This is a genomic window from Gluconacetobacter entanii, assembly GCF_013155425.1.
In the GTDB taxonomy this organism is placed as follows: Bacteria; Pseudomonadota; Alphaproteobacteria; order Acetobacterales; family Acetobacteraceae; genus Novacetimonas; species Novacetimonas entanii.
In genome coordinates this window covers 100,933-115,679 of the sequence record NZ_JABJWD010000044.1, presented here as the reverse complement: position 1 = coordinate 115,679, position 14,747 = coordinate 100,933, and the positions used below count along the sequence as shown (strand labels likewise).

Here is a 14,747-nt window from a genome sequence, read left to right as displayed (position 1 = left end):
GGGTCAGGTTGCGCACCGGCTTGGCTGTTTCCGTGTATCGCTGTCGGATCCAGTTGCGTCGGAACTGGTAAAAAGTCCTAGGCCCCAGACCGGCATGTGACAATTCCATCACCCCCGTCCGGGACCATATTCGTGGTCACATTATCTGGCGCTCAGCGGTGCGCAGGCCGCCTCCAGCCATGTCTGCCCGACATTGTCCAGATGTGGGGCCACCTGTTCAAAAACCCGTGCATGATAGGCGTCGAGCCACGCGATTTCGGTGGTGTTGAGCATGTCCACCGCAATCAGGCGGCGATCGAACGGCGCGAGGGTCAGCACCTCGAACGCAAGGAAGGGACGGTTTTCGCCATTGGTGACCGCAGGCTGGACCAGCAGCAGGTTCTCCAGCCGGATGCCGAACGCACCGGGGCGGTAATATCCCGGTTCGTTGGAGATGATCATCCCGGCCTCGAGCGGGACGGGACGGTAATGGGTGGAGATGTTGCACGGCCCTTCATGCACCGACAGGTAGCTGCCGATTCCATGGCCGGTGCCATGGTCGTAATTCAGCCCGCCTTCCCACAGCGCCTGACGCGCCAGCACGTCGAGCGCATGGCCCGTGGTCCCCTGCGGGAAATGCGCCCGCGCCAGCGCGATATGCCCGCGCAGGACACGGGTGAAGGCGTCGCACACATCATCGTCGGGCTGTTCGGGGCCGGTCCAGACCGTGCGGGTGATGTCCGTCGTGCCATAGGGATACTGCGCCCCGCTGTCGATCAGGTACACCTCGTTATGGCGCAGGATGCGGTCGGTGTCCGGTGTTACGCGGTAATGGATGATCGCGCCATTGGGGCCGGAACCTGAAATGGCGGGGAAGCTTTCCTCCCGGTAATCCAGACACTGCTTGCGGAAGGCGTCGAGGCGCTCGGTCGCTTCGAGTTCGCCCGTGCCGACGCCCTCTGTCTGCAGCCAGTGCAGGAAGCGGCAGATGGCCACCGCGTCGTGTTCGTGGGCGCGGCGCGCGCCGTCCTGTTCCACCGGGTTCTTGATCGCCTTGGGCAGCACGCACGGGTCTGTGGCGCGCAGGACGGTGGCCCCGGCCTGCTCCAGCGTCTGGATGAACCACACGGAATTGGCGGCCGGGTCCACCTGCACCCGACGTTCCGCCAGTGCCGCAAGGTGTGCCGGCAGGTCATCGGGGAGGAAGGTGCGCACCTCCTCGCCCAGCCATTCGCGCGTACGCGGCGTCAGCTTGGCCGGGTCGATGAACAGGGAGACGGTCGCATCGGCATGGACAATGGCGAAACACAGGCTGAGCGGGGTATAGGGCACATCGTTGCCCCGGATGTTGAGCAGCCACGCGATGGAGGCCGGGTCGCTGAGCACGACGCAGTCCGCACCCGAGTCGCGCAGTTGTGTCGCAAGCGTCGCGCGCTTTGTCGCGCTGTCGAGGCCGCTATATTCAAGCGGCTGTTCAAGGCATGGGGTGCAGGGCGGCATCGGCCGGTCGGTCCAGATGGCGTCCACCGGGTTGCGCACCAGCGGCACAAGCGTCAGCCCCGCCTCAAGGAACGGCAGCAGCGCCTTTTCGCTCAGCAGGCGCGGGTCGTACCCGATGCGCGCGTTCGCCCCGTGCTGCGCCAGCCATTGTGCGGGGGGCGTTTCGATCAGGTGCAGCCGTTCCCAGCACAGGCCATTGACCTGATGTTCCATCTGCGTGGTGTAACGGCCGTCGGAAAAGACCGCCGCATGGTCCATCAGCACCGCCGCCATGCCCGCGCTGCCGGTGAAATCCGTCAGCCAGGCAAGCCGTTCGGAACAGGGGGCGACATATTCGCCCAGATGTTCATCCCCGCGCGGCAGGATGAAGCCATCGACGCTGGCCTGTCGCAGGGTTTCGCGTAATGCGTGAAGGCGGGTGGGGGCATCCGTCATGGAACGTGGCTCCGGTTGGAAAAGGGGGAAAGGCTGGGGCGCGTCATGTCCATGACGGCGGTCAGTCGTTGGGGACGAGTTTGTACAGGAACATCAGGTCCATCCACCTGCCGAACTTCGTCCCGCATTGCGGGATCATGCCGCCGGGCTGGAAATCGAAGCGTTCATGCAGCAGGCGGGAGGGCGTGTTCGACGCGGTGATGGCCGCGACCATCACATGCACGTCCGATCTGCGCGCAAGGTCGCACAGATGGCCAAGCAGCAGGCTGCCGATGCCGCGCCGCTTGTAGGCCGGGGCGATGTAGATGGAATGTTCGACCGTGTGGGCATAGCCCGAGAACGGGCGGAACGTCTTCCAGCTACAATATCCCGCCACCGTGCCGTCGGGTGTCACCGCGACGAGGATGGGAAAGCCCTGCGCATTGCTGTCACGCAGCCAGTCGAGGCGCACCGCCACCGTGGTTTCGCGCGTTTCCCACAATGTCGTGCTGTTGCGGATGGCATCGTTGATGATGTCCACGATCGCGGGAATGTCCTCGGGCGTCGCGGGCCGGATATGGATGTCCGTGACGGGGTCAGGCATCGGGCTTCCTCAGGATCAGCGTGGCCCAGTCCCCCTCGCGCAGGCGGCGTTCAAGCACCAGCCCCTGCCGGCGATGCGCCGACAGCACCATGCGCACCTGCGTGTTGAGCAGCCCGGCAAGGATGGCCGTGCCGCCGGGCAGCAGGTTGTGCGCCAGGTCGGCCGCCATCGAACACAGCGGGCGGGCGAGGATGTTGGCGAACACGAGGTCATAGGGCGCATGCCTGCGGATGGCAGGCGTGCTCCACCCATTGCCCAGATGGCACGACAGCAGGTGCGACAGCCCGTTCATCCGCGCATTGCGCCGGGTGACGCGCACCGACCACGGATCGATATCGGTGGCAAGCACGGGCTGCTTCAGCAGTGCCGCCGCCGCCATGGCGAGGATGCCCGACCCGCAGCCAAGGTCAAGGATGCGGCGCGGGCGACGGTGGGCGATCATTTCCAGCGCGCGCAGGCACCCGCGCGTGGAGCCATGTTCCCCCGACCCGAACGCAACGCCTGCATCAAGCACGAGGGTGATGCGCTGCGGGTTCGTGCCGGGTTCGAGGTGGGTGCCGCGAATGGCGAAGCGACGGCCCGCCGTCTGTTCGGGAAACGCCTCGTACGTGCGGGCAAGCCATCCTTCGGATTCGGTGGGCGTGCGTTCAAGCGGCGCGTCCACCCCCGTCAGCGCCGCCGCCAGCACAAGGGCGGTGCGCAGTTCGTCTTCCCCGTTGCCAATATCGCGCACGCCCTCGACCCGCCACTGGGTCTGCGCGTCGTCCACTTCGAAAATGCCGATGGTCGCGCAGACGATGGACAGCGCGTTTTCATAGGCTTCCACGGCCTCCGGCGGGACGGTGACCGCAATGGTCTCCAGTTCGGTGGCGTGGCGGCGGGGGGGAATGGTCATGATACCTGCTCAACAAAAGTGTCGATCACCCGTTTGGGGCCGGCTTTTTCAAACGCGACCTCCAGGCGGTTGCCTTCGACGGACGTTACGGTGCCGTAGCCGAATTTCTGGTGGAAGACACGCGTGCCAATGGGAAAGGCCGTCTTGCGCGCCGGTGTGTCCGATGTCGTGACGTCCACGACGGCGCGGCGGCGCGCCACGACCGGAAAGGGCGTGGCCCCGAACACCGGGCTGCGCATTGCGGCATTATGGCGCGCGCGCGTCGCATCCCCGGTGGCGTGCACGTATTCGGGGGGCAGTTCCTCGACAAAGCGGCTGGGGATCGCGGACTGCCAGTTGCCATAGATGCGGCGGTTGGCGGCATGGCTGATGATCGCGCGCAGGCGCGCGCGCGTGATCCCAACATAGGCAAGGCGGCGCTCTTCCTCCAGCCCCTTCGCTCCCCCTTCGTCAAGCGTGCGCTGGGAGGGGAAGACCCCTTCCTCCCATCCCGGCAGGAACACGGTATCGAACTCCAGCCCCTTGGCGCCATGCAGCGTCATGATGCTCAGCCGTTCGTTGCCCGCGTTCTCCTCCGTCTCCATCACCAGCGCCACATGTTCGAGGAACCCGCCAAGGCTCTCGAAATCCGCCAGCGCGCGCACCAGTTCCTTGAGGTTGTCCAGACGTCCCGGCGCATCGGGCGACTTGTCCGCCTTCCACATGTCGAGGTAGCCGCTCTCCTCAAGCAGGCGTTCGACCACCACCACATGTCCTTCGCGGGGCAGGTCCTCGCGGCACTGCCCGAAACATTTCATCAGGGCGGCAAGGTGTTCGCGTGCGCGGCCCTTGATCTGCCCCGCCGCCAGCATCTCCAGCACGGCGGCGGTCAGGGGGATGTCGCGCGCACGGGCATGCAGGTGCAGTTTCTGCAGGCCGGTATTGCCGATGCCCCGGCGCGGGACATTGATGATGCGTTCGAACGCAAGGTCGTCCGAGGGCTGCGACAGCACCCGCATGTATGCCAGCGCGTCACGGATTTCCGCGCGTTCGTAAAAGCGCAGCCCCCCCACCACGCGATAGGGAAGGCCGATGGTGATCAGCCGTTCCTCGAACGCGCGGGTCTGGAATCCCGCGCGCACCAGGATGGCGCATTCCGACAGGGGATGGCCGTCATTGTGCAGGCGCTCCAGTTCCTCGCCCACCATGCGGGCCTCGTCATCCGAATCCCATACGGAGATGACGCGCACCTTCTCGCCCTCCGCATCCTCGCGCCCGGGATGCAGCGTCTTGCCCAGCCGTTCCTCGTTATGGGCGATCAGGCCCGACGCCGCGCCAAGGATCTGCCGGGTGGAGCGGTAGTTGCGTTCCAGCCGTACGACATGGGCGCCGGGGAAGTCACGCTCGAAACGCAGGATGTTCTCCACCTCCGCCCCGCGCCAGGAATAGATCGACTGGTCATCATCGCCCACGCAGCAGATGTTCGCCGGCCCCTCCCCACGCTGGGCCAGCAGGCGCAGCCACAGGTACTGGATCGTGTTGGTGTCCTGGTACTCATCGACCAGGATGTAGCGGAAGAAGCGGTGATACTGCGCCAGAACGTCGGGATGGGTGCGCATGATCTCCGTCATGTGCAGCATCAGGTCGCCAAAGTCGCAGGCGTTAAGCTGGATCAGGCGCTTCTGGTAATCGGCATAGATCTCGCGGCATTTGCCGTCGGCAAAGTCGCTGTCCTCCGCCTTGCTGACACGCTGCGGCGTCAGGCCACGGTCCTTCCAGCGCTGGATGACGCCCATGATCCCCTGCGGCGGCCAGCGCTTGGTGTCGATGCGGCGTGGCTCGATCACCTGCTTGAGCAGGCGGATCTGGTCATCGGTGTCGAGGATGGTGAAGCTGCTCGACAGCCCGACATATTCCGCATGGCGGCGCAGCATGCGCGCGCACAGGGAATGGAACGTCCCCAGCCACAGTCCCTCCACCGGCGCGCCGAGCAGTGCGCCGATTCGCTCGCGCATTTCGCGGGCGGCCTTGTTGGTGAAGGTCACGGCGAGGATCTGGTTCGGGCGCGCGCGTCCCGACAGCAGGATATGGGCGAAACGCGTCGTCAGCACGCGCGTCTTGCCCGTGCCCGCGCCGGCAAGGACCAGCAGCGGGCCGTCCGTCGTCTCGATCGCGGCGCGTTGCTCCGGGTTGAGCCGGGCAAGGTAATCGGGCGCGTCTCCGTCGGGAACGCGGGCGGGGGGGAAAGGACTGTCCATCACACGGCCACCTATAGCAATGTCGGTCCCGGCAGGCCATGACCACGCGCACCAGACCTGCATCATTGTGGTGAGGGCCCGCCATCGGCCATGATGCGCATGGCGAAAGGTAAAAAGGCGGGAGGATATGTGGCATCACGCGCAGTCAGTGGCAGGACCGGCCCCGGCGGCCATCGCGCCCGCATGCGCGCGCGCATCCGTGCGGCGGGCGGGGCGTCGCTGGCGGATTACGAGATCCTGGAGGTGCTGCTGTTCGCCGGGATCCCGCGTCGCGACACCAAGCCGCTGGCCAAGGACCTGATCGCGCGGTTCGGGTCGCTTTCCGCGGTGCTGTCGGCGGGCCATGATGCCCTGCGCGCGGCGGGCGTGGGGCCACGCGCCTGCGCGGTGCTGGGCCTGCCTGCCATGGTGGCGGGACGCCTGTGCCGGGGGGATGCGCGGCCGCAGCCCTATATCCACGACCTGCATGCGGCATGGAGCCATTACGCCACCACGCGCGCCGCCCTGCCCGCACGGGGCCGTCCGGCGGCAGGACGGGTGACCCTCCTGCTGCTCAATGCGACCAACCGCCTGGTGGGGGAGGAACGGGTGCCGGACGGGCCGCCTGCCGACATGTGCCGCGATATCCTGCAACGCGTGCTGCGGCTGCATGCGGTCTCGATCGTGGTGGTGTGGGATGACGGGACATTCCCGCCCACGCCCCGCCAGATGGAGGGGGCGGCCACCGTCATGCGGCAGGTGGAGGCCCATGGCCGCCTGCTGTCCACGGTCATGCATGACTGCATCATCGCGGGGGAGGAAGGCTGGACCTCCCTGCGGCGGGAGAAGATGCTGTAGCGCTCAGGCGGCGTGTTTGGCCATCAGCCTGAACTGCGTGTCGATGGCCTCGAGCAGTTCGTCAGGCTGGCTGACCAGCGCGTCGGCGCCGGCGGCGATCAGTTCGTCGCGGCCCCCATATCCCCACAGCACGCCAAGCGCGCGGACATGGTTCGCATGCGCGCCGGTGATGTCGAAACGCCGGTCCCCGATCATCAGCGCATGGTTGCGCGCGACGTCATGTTCCCGCAGGAGGGCGGCGATCAGTTCGGGCTTTTCCGCGCCGCTGTCATCCGCGCGTGCGCCCGACAGGCCGTCGAAATATTGCGACAGGTCGCGCAGGTGCAGGATCTTGCGCGCGAGGTAGCGCGGCTTCGACGTGGCGACAAACAGTCGCGTTCCCGCCACGTGCAGGCTTTCGATCACATGGCGCATCCCGTCGAACAGGGGGCTTTTGCGCATGCCGCCGCCTTCGTAATGCTTGCGGTACAGCTCCATCGCCTCGTCCACGCGGTCATCGCCGTAATGGGCGAGGATATGGGCCAGAAGATCGCGCAGCGGCGGCCCCACCACCCATGTCAGGTCAACCGACAGGTCCGGTTCATGCCCCATGTCGCGCAGCACGGCATGGATGGATTCGATGATGCCGTCGTGGGAACGGATGATCGTGCCATCAAGGTCGAACAGGACCGCATTGCGCGGGGCGTGGGGTGCGGAAAAATTCATGCGGGTATGTAACCTCCGTCTGTTATCGATTATTGGACCCTACTATGCCCTGTCGTCGGGCCATCTGTCCCGAATTTATCGACATCTGCACGGATATGCCCGCAAATGGGAACCTATGCCCCCGATCCTCATGCCCTGCCCGCGCCGTGGGATGGCCCCCGCGACAGTGCCGGGGACAGCACGGGCATGGACGACCGGGCGCTGCTGCGCCATGTGCTGTGCACGCTGGAGGCGGGGAGTGTCGATACCGACACGCTCGTTGACGTGCTGCTTGCGCGGTTCGGGTCCGCCGGAATGGCGCTGTCGGCCCATCCGAATGACCTTGATGCGGTGCTTGGCGCCTACCCGTCACTGTCCCCCATGATCGCCACCGTGCGCGAAGCGGCCCTGCGCCTGCATCGCGCCTATGTCCGGCAGGGCGATGCCCTGTCGGGGCACCAGAGGGTCGTGGATTACCTGCAGGCGGTCATGGCGCATGACAGCACGGAGCAGTTCCGGGTGCTGTTCCTTGACGGGGAACATCGCCTGATCGAGGACCGCATCATGGGGATCGGCACCGTGGACCAAGCCCCGGTCTACCCGCGTGAGGTCATGCGCCGCGCCCTCGACCTTGATGCGCGCATCCTGATCCTTGCGCACAACCATCCCAGCGGCGATCCCACGCCCTCGGCCCCGGATATCCAGATGACCCTGCATATACAGCAGGTGGCCAGTGTCATGGGCATCCACCTGCACGATCATTTCGTGGTCGGGAATGGACGCAGCATCAGTTTCCGAAAGATGGGCCTGATCTAGGGGGCGTATCCCGTAATGTGCTGAAACCATAAAGGTTTTTGGGAAATCGTCGAAAGGTGCCCCCTTTTGCGATCAAAAGACGGCACCCAAAAACTTTCATCCTTTTTGATCGGCCTCTTATTCCGCGCTGGCGTCCGCAAGTGTCGCCAAGGGGCCAAGCGCGTCCTGCACCCCGAATTCGCCGGGCAGGCCGCCATGGGGGAACAGCACGTTGACATGCCCCATCTTGCGGCCGGGACGGGCCTGCGCCTTGCCATAATGGTGCGCCAGCAGGCCGGGTGTCGCCATGACCTGCGGCCACAGCGCCATGTCGTCCGGCCCGATCAGGTTTTTCATCACCGCGTCGCTGTGGCGTGTCGCGGGCGGCAGGGGCAGGCCGGTCACCGCGCGGACATGCATCTCGAACTGGTCCACGGGACAGGCATTCATCGTCCAGTGGCCCGAATTGTGCGGGCGCGGCGCGATTTCATTGACCAGGAGCCCGCCATCGCGATCGACGAACATCTCCACCCCCATGATGCCGATCAGGTCGAGCGCGCAGGCGATGTCCGTCGCAAGGCCGCGCGCACGGGTGGCGAGTTCGGCGGGAATGCGCGCAGGGGCGAGGCTGAGGTCGAGGATGCCGTTGCGGTGGCGGTTTTCCGTCGCATCGAACGTCACGACCTCGCCCGCCGCGTTGCGCGCGACCATGACGCTGACCTCGCAGGCGAAATCGACCATGCCTTCGGCCACCAGCGGGTGCGGCGACAGGCGGGCGAAGGCGGGGGCAAGGTCTTCGGGCGCATGGATGCGCGCCTGCCCCTTGCCGTCATATCCCAGGCGCGTGGTCTTGAGGATGAAGGGATAGCCCAGCGCATCTGCCGCGACCTGCAGGTCCGATTCGCTTTCGACCAGATGGAACGGGGCCAGCGGGATGCCGGCATCGTGCAGGAACGTCTTTTCCGCGATGCGGTCCTGGCTGATGCGCAGGATGTGGCCCGACGGGTGCACCGGCCGGAGCGAGGACAGCAGGTCCAGCCCGTCGGCGCTGATATTCTCGAACTCGAACGTCACGACATCGACCGCATTGGCAAAGCGGCGCAGCGCGTCATGGTCGTCATAGACACCCACGGTCACCGCATGCGCCACCTGTGCGGCGGGGCCATCGGCCTCCGTCGTCAGGATGTGGGCGCGAAAGCCAAGGCGCGCGGCCGCCACCGCCGACATGCGGCCAAGCTGGCCGCCGCCGACGATGCCAAGGACGGCGTTCGGGGAAAGCGGCTTCATGTCACGGGTTCCTGCGCCACGGACTCCGTCTGTTCCGCGCGCCAGTTATCCAGGCGCTGCGCCAGCGCCCCATCACCGAGCGACAGGATCGACGCCGCAAGCAGTCCCGCGTTCTTGGCCCCGGCGCGGCCGATCGCAAGGGTGCCGACCGGCACGCCGCCGGGCATCTGCACGATCGACAGCAGGCTGTCCATGCCCTTGAGCGCCTGCGATTCCACCGGGACACCCAGCACCGGCAGGCTGGTCCACGCCGCGCACATGCCCGGCAGGTGCGCCGCGCCCCCTGCGCCCGCGATGATGACCGAAAGCCCCCGCGCGCGCGCCGTGCGGGCGTATTCCGCCAGCCGGTCGGGCGTGCGGTGGGCGGAGACGATGCGGATTTCGTGCGGAATCTCCAGCGCCTCCAGCACGGCGGCGGCGTGGCGCATCGTTTCCCAGTCGGACTGGCTGCCCATGATCAGGCCCACGCTCACGGCGCTGTCGCTGGGGGCGGTTGGGGCGGGGGAATTGGTCACGGCGTCTTTACTTTCACGGCTTTCGGTCTGGGGGAGGGACATTCCCTGCGGCAGATAGGTGAAACGCCGCGATCAGGCAATGCTGTCGGGGATCAGCCGGCTTTCAAGCCACATGATCTCGTCCTTGAGCAGCAGCTTGCGCTTCTTGAGGCGCTGGATCTGCAACTGGTCCACGGGTTGCTCACCCATCCGGCTGATGACGGTGTCAAGATCGCGATGCTCGCTGCGCAGTTCGTGCAGCTTGCGAAGGAGGGTATCCCGGTCTGTCAGCATGGCGCTCCATCCAGCACATGAACATGATCCCATCCTAACCACATCGCGCCCGAAAAACGAAATGGTCGCGAATTCGCCGTCACCTGCGATTTTGTCATGGCATCTGGCGCGCGCCTTGCGTTAGCGTACCCGCGTCGTAGCCAAACATGCTGGAGGAGAGTCCATGCTGTACGAAGCACGTATCAACAGCCTCAAGACACGTCACGCCCGTCTGGATGACCGGATATTTGACGAGGACAGGCGACCGATGCCCGACCAGCGGGTGCTGATGCGACTCAAGCTTGAAAAGCTGCGGCTCAAGGAGGAGATCGAGCGGCTCAGCGTGCGGGGCTGAACCCCGCGCCATCGCGCATCACCCGGCCCCGCCATGGGAATGGCAGGGGCCGGAACACGCCATCAGATCGGGTCGTTGTCGAGTTCGATCGGCTGCGGCACGGCCTGCCCTTCGCGGGCAAGGCGTTCGTTGGCGGCATTGACCATCGCATTGAGGTCGGTCTGGCTGCACAGGCCAAGGATGACCGGGTCACGCGGCTTGATGTTCGCGCTGTTCCAGTGCTGGCGGGTGCGGACCTTTTCGATCGTGTCCTTGGTCGTGCCCAGCAGCTTGACCATCTGCACTTCCGACAGTTGCGGGAAATTGCGCAGCAGGAACGCAATCGCGTCCGGGCGGTCGTTGCGCTTGGCCACGGGGGTATAGCGCGCGCCCTTGGAACGGCGGTGGATCGGGTTGGGGGCAGGCAGGATCTTCAGGCGCTGGGCCGGGTCCTTTTCACAGCGTTCGATTTCCGCCTGCGTCACCTGGTGGTTCTTCACCGGGTTGTAGCCCACGATCCCCTGTGCGACCTCACCATCGGCGATGGCCTGCACCTCAAGCGGGTGCATGCCGCAGAATTCGGCGATCTGGGTAAAGGTCAGCGCAGTCTTTTCAATCAGCCACACTGCGGTGGCCTTGGGCATAAGGGGCAGAGCGTTCATTGCAAAACAGGTCCTACTGCGTGTGATGGCGCCACGCGCAGGCACCTTGGGGAAAGGGCAGATCGTCAGTGCCGCCGGCGACACCATGCGTGCCTGCTGGCGCGCAAAAAACAAAAGCACTTGAAGCAAGGGATATGAAGGGGACGCACCCAAAAGGTCAAGGGCCGTGTGCGTGCGGAGGCCATAAAATCCGGGCATGAAAAAAGGGAGGCCGCAGAAGCAGCCTCCCCACATGTCCGCACCGGACGATCTCAGGCCGCCTGCCGGGATGGCGCGGCGTCCTGTGGTGTTCCCGCAAAGGGCGCGGGCATGGCGGGTGGCTGTGGCGTGGCCTCGTCCTGTAGGGCGGCAGGCAGGGCCTGCGTTGCGGGGGATGCGTCCGCCCCGGCCTGTTCCGCCGTCGCCTGTTCCACCGTCGCGGGCGTGCCCGAAGAGATGGGAATGCGGCGCGGCTTCAGCGCCTCGGGGACGACATGGCGCACCGCGATGCACAGCAGGCCGTTATCGAGGTTGGCATTTTCCACCACGATATGGTCCGCAAGGACGAAGCGGCGTTCAAACGCGCGCCTGGCGATGCCACGATACAGGATTTCACGCTCAGGCTGGGTGCTGGCGACGCGCCCGGCCACGATCAGCGTATTGTCCTGCACCGTCAGTTCGATGTCGTCAGGGCCGAAACCCGCCACCGCCATCGTCAGCATATACTGCGAATCCGCCACCTTCTCGATATTGTAAGGGGGATAGGACGGGCTGACGGGGTTCTGTGCCGCCGTATCCACCAGTTGCGCCAGACGGTCGAAACCGATGGCGCTGCGGAACAGGGGGGCAAAATCGTAACTCATGAGAAAACCTCCTGAATAAGAGCAAGGTCTACTGTCATGCGGTCCCTCACGCCGGAGCGGACCGCGGTACTGTCGGTATCCATCGCAACCCGGCATGCGGCATTGCGACCCCTTGGAAATGGAAATGCCCGGTCCCTTTTTCAAGGGCCGGGCATTTGCATACTGACAGGCAGACCTGACACACAAACAGGGAGGCGTTACGTGCCTCAGCCCTTCTTGCGCTGGCCCAGACCGCCGAACTTCTTGTTGAACTTGGCAACCTGGCCCCCGGTGTCGAGCATGCGCTGCACGCCAGTCCACGCCGGATGCGACTTCGGATCGACATCAAGGCGCAGCGTCGCGCCGGGCGTGCCATAGCAGGAGCGGGTCTTGTATTCGGTGCCATCGGTCATGATGACGTTGATTTCGTGGTAATCGGGGTGGATGCCGGACTTCATGTTCAAAAACTTTCGCGCTGAAGGACCCCGATGCCGACCGGGGCATGACTTTTGCTGGCGTATAGACGAGGACGCACGCCCGATCAACATCTGATTGCCCGCGGGCCGGGCCATGGCGCATCCGCACGCTTCGGCGGGATCCAAAATGTATCCGCCACGTTACAAATATCAGTGCAAATGACGGAATTCTGTCACCTGTAAGCCTCACCCGCACTGTTGATGACACACCGTGTCATTTCCCCTGTCGTAAATAAGGCGGGGGGTTGTTAGACAGATCGAAGAATATACTTTTCAGAGGAAGATACAGATGGCGCAAAAGCCTACGCATCTGCATGTGCCCGACATCCATGCCCCAAGCTGGCTGGGGGATTTCCGTGCGTTCCTGATGCGCGGAAACGTGGTGGACCTTGCGGTCGGTGTGATCATCGGCGCGGCCTTCACCGCAATCGTCAACAGCCTGGTGAAGGACATCTTTACTCCGTTCCTCGGGCTGCTGATCGGGGGCATCGACTTTACCAACCTGTTCATCACCCTGCGCGGCCCGCACATGGCCACCCTGGCGGATGCGCAGAAGGCCGGTGCGGTGACGCTCAATATCGGCGTGTTCCTCAACGCCGTGATCCAGTTCATCATCATCGGTTTCGTGATTTTCTGGGTGGTGCGGATCATTTCCCGCTTCGCCGCGAAGAAGGAAGCGCCTGCGGCACCCCCGCCGCCGCCGCGCAGCGAACTCCTGCTGCAGGACATCCTTGATGTCCTCAAGGCGCAGGAAAAGACGAAGACGCCGCCCACCGCCTGATCTGCGGTCACGCGTGGTTACGTCCATGACGGGGCGGGTTCCGGCAGTGCGCCGGGCCCGCCCTTTTTTATATCCACCGCGCCATCGTGCCCCCGGCGGGACAGGGCGCGGGGAGGGGGCGTGATCTGATCCCTTGCCCATGGCGTGCGGGAACGTGCTAGGCTTGGGGCCTGATGAAAAGTATTTTCAGGCAATTACGCATGTCGGTTATCGCCATGGCCGGCTGCTGCACCCTTGCGGCCTGTCATGGGCAGGTGCGCGACGTCAATCATCTGCCCCCCGATGTGCAGAGCTACCTGCTGGTCACGTCCTATGCGATGGCCGAAGGAGGGCTGCTCAGCCGTGTGCAGGATGGGGCCCTGTCGCGTGAGCAGGTGCAGGACATGTCGATTTCGCTGAAATACGGCAAGCTGATGATCCTGAACAACCTGATGCACCCCTCGCGCCGCAGGCGTGAACGCGCGCGCCAGGCGGTCGAACTGATCATCGCCTGCACGGACCAGCCGGATATGCCGGGCAAGGACGCACCACCCGCGCCGCGTTGCATCCCCGACGCCCGCGCCCTGCTGAAGAATGCCGGACGATAACCCGTTGGGAAACAGAAGTTCCGGGTGAAGGCTTTGTTCAGCAAGCTCCAAAAAAGAATGCCGCCCTTTATGAAAAAGGACGGCATCCGGAATTTCCCTGACTTTATGAAATGACTGCCCCGGCAGCTTTCACTTCCGCACGGCCGGCCGTGCGTTGCGCCGAAGCCGCTTCTCACCAAGCAGGAGCAGCAGGGGGGCGGCGATGAAGATGGACGAGGACGTCCCGACCACGATCCCGAACAGCATGACCCACGCAAAGCCCGACAGGCTTGCCCCCCCGAACAGTGCGAGCGGCAGCGCCGCAAGGAACACGGTGGATGACGTGCCCAGCGTGCGGCTCAGCGTTTCATTGATCGACAGGTTGATCAGTTCCGCCAGCGGCATGGAGCGGTACTTGCGCAGGTTTTCGCGGATGCGGTCATACACCACTACCTTGTCATTGGTGGAATAGCCAAGGATCGTCAGGATCGCCGCGACCATCACAAGGTCGAATTCGAAATGCGTCAGCACAAGGAATCCGACCGTCTTGGTCAGGTCCAGCACCAGTGTGACCACGGCGCTGACCGCGAATTCCCACTCAAAGCGGAACCAGATATAGGCGAGGATCATCAGCAGGCTGATGCCCAGCGCCAGCATGCCGTTGCGGAACAGTTCCGCCGAGACGGAGGCCCCGACCGCATCCGCGCGCAGGACCTGCGCGCCGGGAATGGTGCCGATGGCGTGGCGCACGGAATCCACCAGCGCCTGTGTCTGCGCCTCATGCGCGGGATCGCTCTGCGATGGGGTGTCGAGGCGGATCAGCACGTCATCGGGACCGCCGAAGGACTGCACCCCTGCCGCCGTGACATGCTGCGCCGCCAGCGCCGCGCGGATGGCCGATACGTCGGCCGGTCCCTGCGTGTGGGCCTCGACCACGATGCCGCCCCGGAAATCGAGGCCGAGCGTAAGTCCGGGATGGAAAAACAGGATCAGCGATGCGATCGACAGCACGGCCGATGTCGCAAGCCCGATGAAGCGCCCGCGCATGAAGTCGATTTTCGTGCCACGGGGGACAAAACGCAGAAGGGGACGATCAAGGATCATGTCA

The 14,747-nt window shown here is 64.8% G+C and carries 17 protein-coding genes; 5 read left to right on the top strand and 12 right to left on the bottom strand.

All coding sequences use genetic code 11. The features are described 5' to 3' along the window. Positions 1-141 precede the first annotated feature (141 nt). The 4 genes from HNH97_RS08370 to HNH97_RS08355 form a co-directional block, all read right to left on the bottom strand. Positions 142-1,914, bottom strand: a complete 1,773-nt coding sequence (locus HNH97_RS08370; protein WP_110913702.1) for an aminopeptidase P family protein — start codon at positions 1,912-1,914, stop codon at positions 142-144. A 61-nt stretch (positions 1,915-1,975) separates the two neighbouring features. Further along, positions 1,976-2,497, bottom strand: a complete 522-nt coding sequence (locus HNH97_RS08365) for a GNAT family N-acetyltransferase (protein WP_110913703.1) — start codon at positions 2,495-2,497, stop codon at positions 1,976-1,978. Continuing rightward, positions 2,490-3,392 carry a 50S ribosomal protein L11 methyltransferase gene (locus HNH97_RS08360; protein WP_110913704.1) on the bottom strand — a complete coding sequence of 301 codons (903 nt, stop codon included), beginning with the start codon at positions 3,390-3,392 and terminating at the stop codon, positions 2,490-2,492. The genes HNH97_RS08365 and HNH97_RS08360 overlap by 8 nt, the downstream gene beginning before the upstream one ends. Continuing rightward, a complete protein-coding gene (locus HNH97_RS08355) occupies positions 3,389-5,629 on the bottom strand; it encodes an ATP-dependent helicase (RefSeq protein ID WP_171790576.1) in 2,241 nt (746 codons plus the stop codon). The genes HNH97_RS08360 and HNH97_RS08355 overlap by 4 nt, the downstream gene beginning before the upstream one ends. A gap of 129 nt (positions 5,630-5,758) precedes the next feature. On the opposite strand from HNH97_RS08355, the gene HNH97_RS08350 reads away from it, so the two are divergent. After that, complete coding sequence (locus tag HNH97_RS08350) at positions 5,759-6,466, top strand: JAB domain-containing protein (RefSeq protein ID WP_265176132.1); 708 nt, start codon at positions 5,759-5,761, stop codon at positions 6,464-6,466. A gap of 3 nt (positions 6,467-6,469) precedes the next feature. On the opposite strand, the gene HNH97_RS08345 is transcribed toward HNH97_RS08350, so the two are convergent. Next, complete coding sequence (locus HNH97_RS08345; protein ID WP_171790575.1) at positions 6,470-7,171, bottom strand: HAD hydrolase-like protein; 702 nt, start codon at positions 7,169-7,171, stop codon at positions 6,470-6,472. A 105-nt stretch (positions 7,172-7,276) separates the two neighbouring features. Here HNH97_RS08345 and HNH97_RS08340 point away from each other — a divergent pair, with 105 nt between their 5' ends. Next, on the top strand, positions 7,277-7,966 hold the full coding sequence (locus tag HNH97_RS08340) for a JAB domain-containing protein (protein WP_171790574.1): 690 nt from the start codon (positions 7,277-7,279) through the stop codon (positions 7,964-7,966). 117 nt (positions 7,967-8,083) lie between these two features. Here HNH97_RS08340 and HNH97_RS08335 read toward each other — a convergent pair whose 3' ends face one another. From HNH97_RS08335 to HNH97_RS08325, 3 genes are all read right to left on the bottom strand, one after another. After that, entirely contained in the window at positions 8,084-9,232 is a 1,149-nt protein-coding gene (locus tag HNH97_RS08335) for a 5-(carboxyamino)imidazole ribonucleotide synthase (protein WP_171790573.1), read from the bottom strand. Further along, on the bottom strand, positions 9,229-9,687 hold the full coding sequence (gene purE / locus HNH97_RS08330; RefSeq protein ID WP_110913739.1) for a 5-(carboxyamino)imidazole ribonucleotide mutase: 459 nt from the start codon (positions 9,685-9,687) through the stop codon (positions 9,229-9,231). Before purE ends, HNH97_RS08335 begins: the two co-directional genes overlap by 4 nt. A gap of 132 nt (positions 9,688-9,819) precedes the next feature. Then, positions 9,820-10,020 (bottom strand): YdcH family protein, encoded by a 201-nt coding sequence (locus HNH97_RS08325; RefSeq protein ID WP_110094011.1) that lies wholly within the window; start codon positions 10,018-10,020, stop codon positions 9,820-9,822. A gap of 163 nt (positions 10,021-10,183) precedes the next feature. Here HNH97_RS08325 and HNH97_RS08320 point away from each other — a divergent pair, with 163 nt between their 5' ends. Then, the gene (locus HNH97_RS08320; protein WP_110913707.1) at positions 10,184-10,354 is read left to right on the top strand and encodes a YdcH family protein; all 171 of its coding nucleotides are present in this window, start codon (positions 10,184-10,186) and stop codon (positions 10,352-10,354) included. Positions 10,355-10,416: 62 nt separating this feature from the next. Here HNH97_RS08320 and HNH97_RS08315 read toward each other — a convergent pair whose 3' ends face one another. From HNH97_RS08315 to rpmE, 3 genes are all read right to left on the bottom strand, one after another. Beyond that, entirely contained in the window at positions 10,417-10,995 is a 579-nt protein-coding gene (locus HNH97_RS08315; RefSeq protein ID WP_171790572.1) for a DUF1013 domain-containing protein, read from the bottom strand. 251 nt (positions 10,996-11,246) lie between these two features. After that, complete coding sequence (locus HNH97_RS08310; protein WP_244949364.1) at positions 11,247-11,837, bottom strand: Hsp20 family protein; 591 nt, start codon at positions 11,835-11,837, stop codon at positions 11,247-11,249. 206 nt (positions 11,838-12,043) lie between these two features. Then, complete coding sequence (gene rpmE / locus HNH97_RS08305) at positions 12,044-12,274, bottom strand: 50S ribosomal protein L31 (protein ID WP_171790571.1); 231 nt, start codon at positions 12,272-12,274, stop codon at positions 12,044-12,046. Positions 12,275-12,581: 307 nt separating this feature from the next. Between rpmE and mscL the strand changes: the two genes are divergently transcribed. Beyond that, positions 12,582-13,073 (top strand): large-conductance mechanosensitive channel protein MscL, encoded by a 492-nt coding sequence (gene mscL / locus HNH97_RS08300; protein ID WP_171790570.1) that lies wholly within the window; start codon positions 12,582-12,584, stop codon positions 13,071-13,073. A gap of 200 nt (positions 13,074-13,273) precedes the next feature. Beyond that, positions 13,274-13,660 carry a hypothetical protein gene (locus HNH97_RS08295; RefSeq protein WP_171790569.1) on the top strand — a complete coding sequence of 129 codons (387 nt, stop codon included), beginning with the start codon at positions 13,274-13,276 and terminating at the stop codon, positions 13,658-13,660. A gap of 129 nt (positions 13,661-13,789) precedes the next feature. Here the strand turns inward: HNH97_RS08295 and secF are convergent, their stop codons facing one another. Beyond that, a complete protein-coding gene (gene secF / locus HNH97_RS08290) occupies positions 13,790-14,743 on the bottom strand; it encodes a protein translocase subunit SecF (protein ID WP_171790568.1) in 954 nt (317 codons plus the stop codon). Positions 14,744-14,747: the final 4 nt, after the last annotated feature.

Coding starts and splice junctions, on each gene's coding strand:
- HNH97_RS08370 (WP_110913702.1), bottom strand. CDS start 1,914: ATGACGGATGCCCCCACCCGCCTTCACGCATTACGCGAAACCCTGCGA.
- HNH97_RS08365 (WP_110913703.1), bottom strand. CDS start 2,497: ATGCCTGACCCCGTCACGGACATCCATATCCGGCCCGCGACGCCCGAG.
- HNH97_RS08360 (WP_110913704.1), bottom strand. CDS start 3,392: ATGACCATTCCCCCCCGCCGCCACGCCACCGAACTGGAGACCATTGCG.
- HNH97_RS08355 (WP_171790576.1), bottom strand. CDS start 5,629: ATGGACAGTCCTTTCCCCCCCGCCCGCGTTCCCGACGGAGACGCGCCC.
- HNH97_RS08345 (WP_171790575.1), bottom strand. CDS start 7,171: ATGAATTTTTCCGCACCCCACGCCCCGCGCAATGCGGTCCTGTTCGAC.
- HNH97_RS08340 (WP_171790574.1), top strand. CDS start 7,277: ATGGGAACCTATGCCCCCGATCCTCATGCCCTGCCCGCGCCGTGGGAT.
- HNH97_RS08335 (WP_171790573.1), bottom strand. CDS start 9,232: ATGAAGCCGCTTTCCCCGAACGCCGTCCTTGGCATCGTCGGCGGCGGC.
- purE (WP_110913739.1), bottom strand. CDS start 9,687: ATGGGCAGCCAGTCCGACTGGGAAACGATGCGCCACGCCGCCGCCGTG.
- HNH97_RS08325 (WP_110094011.1), bottom strand. CDS start 10,020: ATGCTGACAGACCGGGATACCCTCCTTCGCAAGCTGCACGAACTGCGC.
- HNH97_RS08320 (WP_110913707.1), top strand. CDS start 10,184: ATGCTGTACGAAGCACGTATCAACAGCCTCAAGACACGTCACGCCCGT.
- HNH97_RS08315 (WP_171790572.1), bottom strand. CDS start 10,995: ATGAACGCTCTGCCCCTTATGCCCAAGGCCACCGCAGTGTGGCTGATT.
- HNH97_RS08310 (WP_244949364.1), bottom strand. CDS start 11,837: ATGAGTTACGATTTTGCCCCCCTGTTCCGCAGCGCCATCGGTTTCGAC.
- rpmE (WP_171790571.1), bottom strand. CDS start 12,274: ATGAAGTCCGGCATCCACCCCGATTACCACGAAATCAACGTCATCATG.
- mscL (WP_171790570.1), top strand. CDS start 12,582: ATGGCGCAAAAGCCTACGCATCTGCATGTGCCCGACATCCATGCCCCA.
- HNH97_RS08295 (WP_171790569.1), top strand. CDS start 13,274: ATGTCGGTTATCGCCATGGCCGGCTGCTGCACCCTTGCGGCCTGTCAT.
- secF (WP_171790568.1), bottom strand. CDS start 14,743: ATGATCCTTGATCGTCCCCTTCTGCGTTTTGTCCCCCGTGGCACGAAA.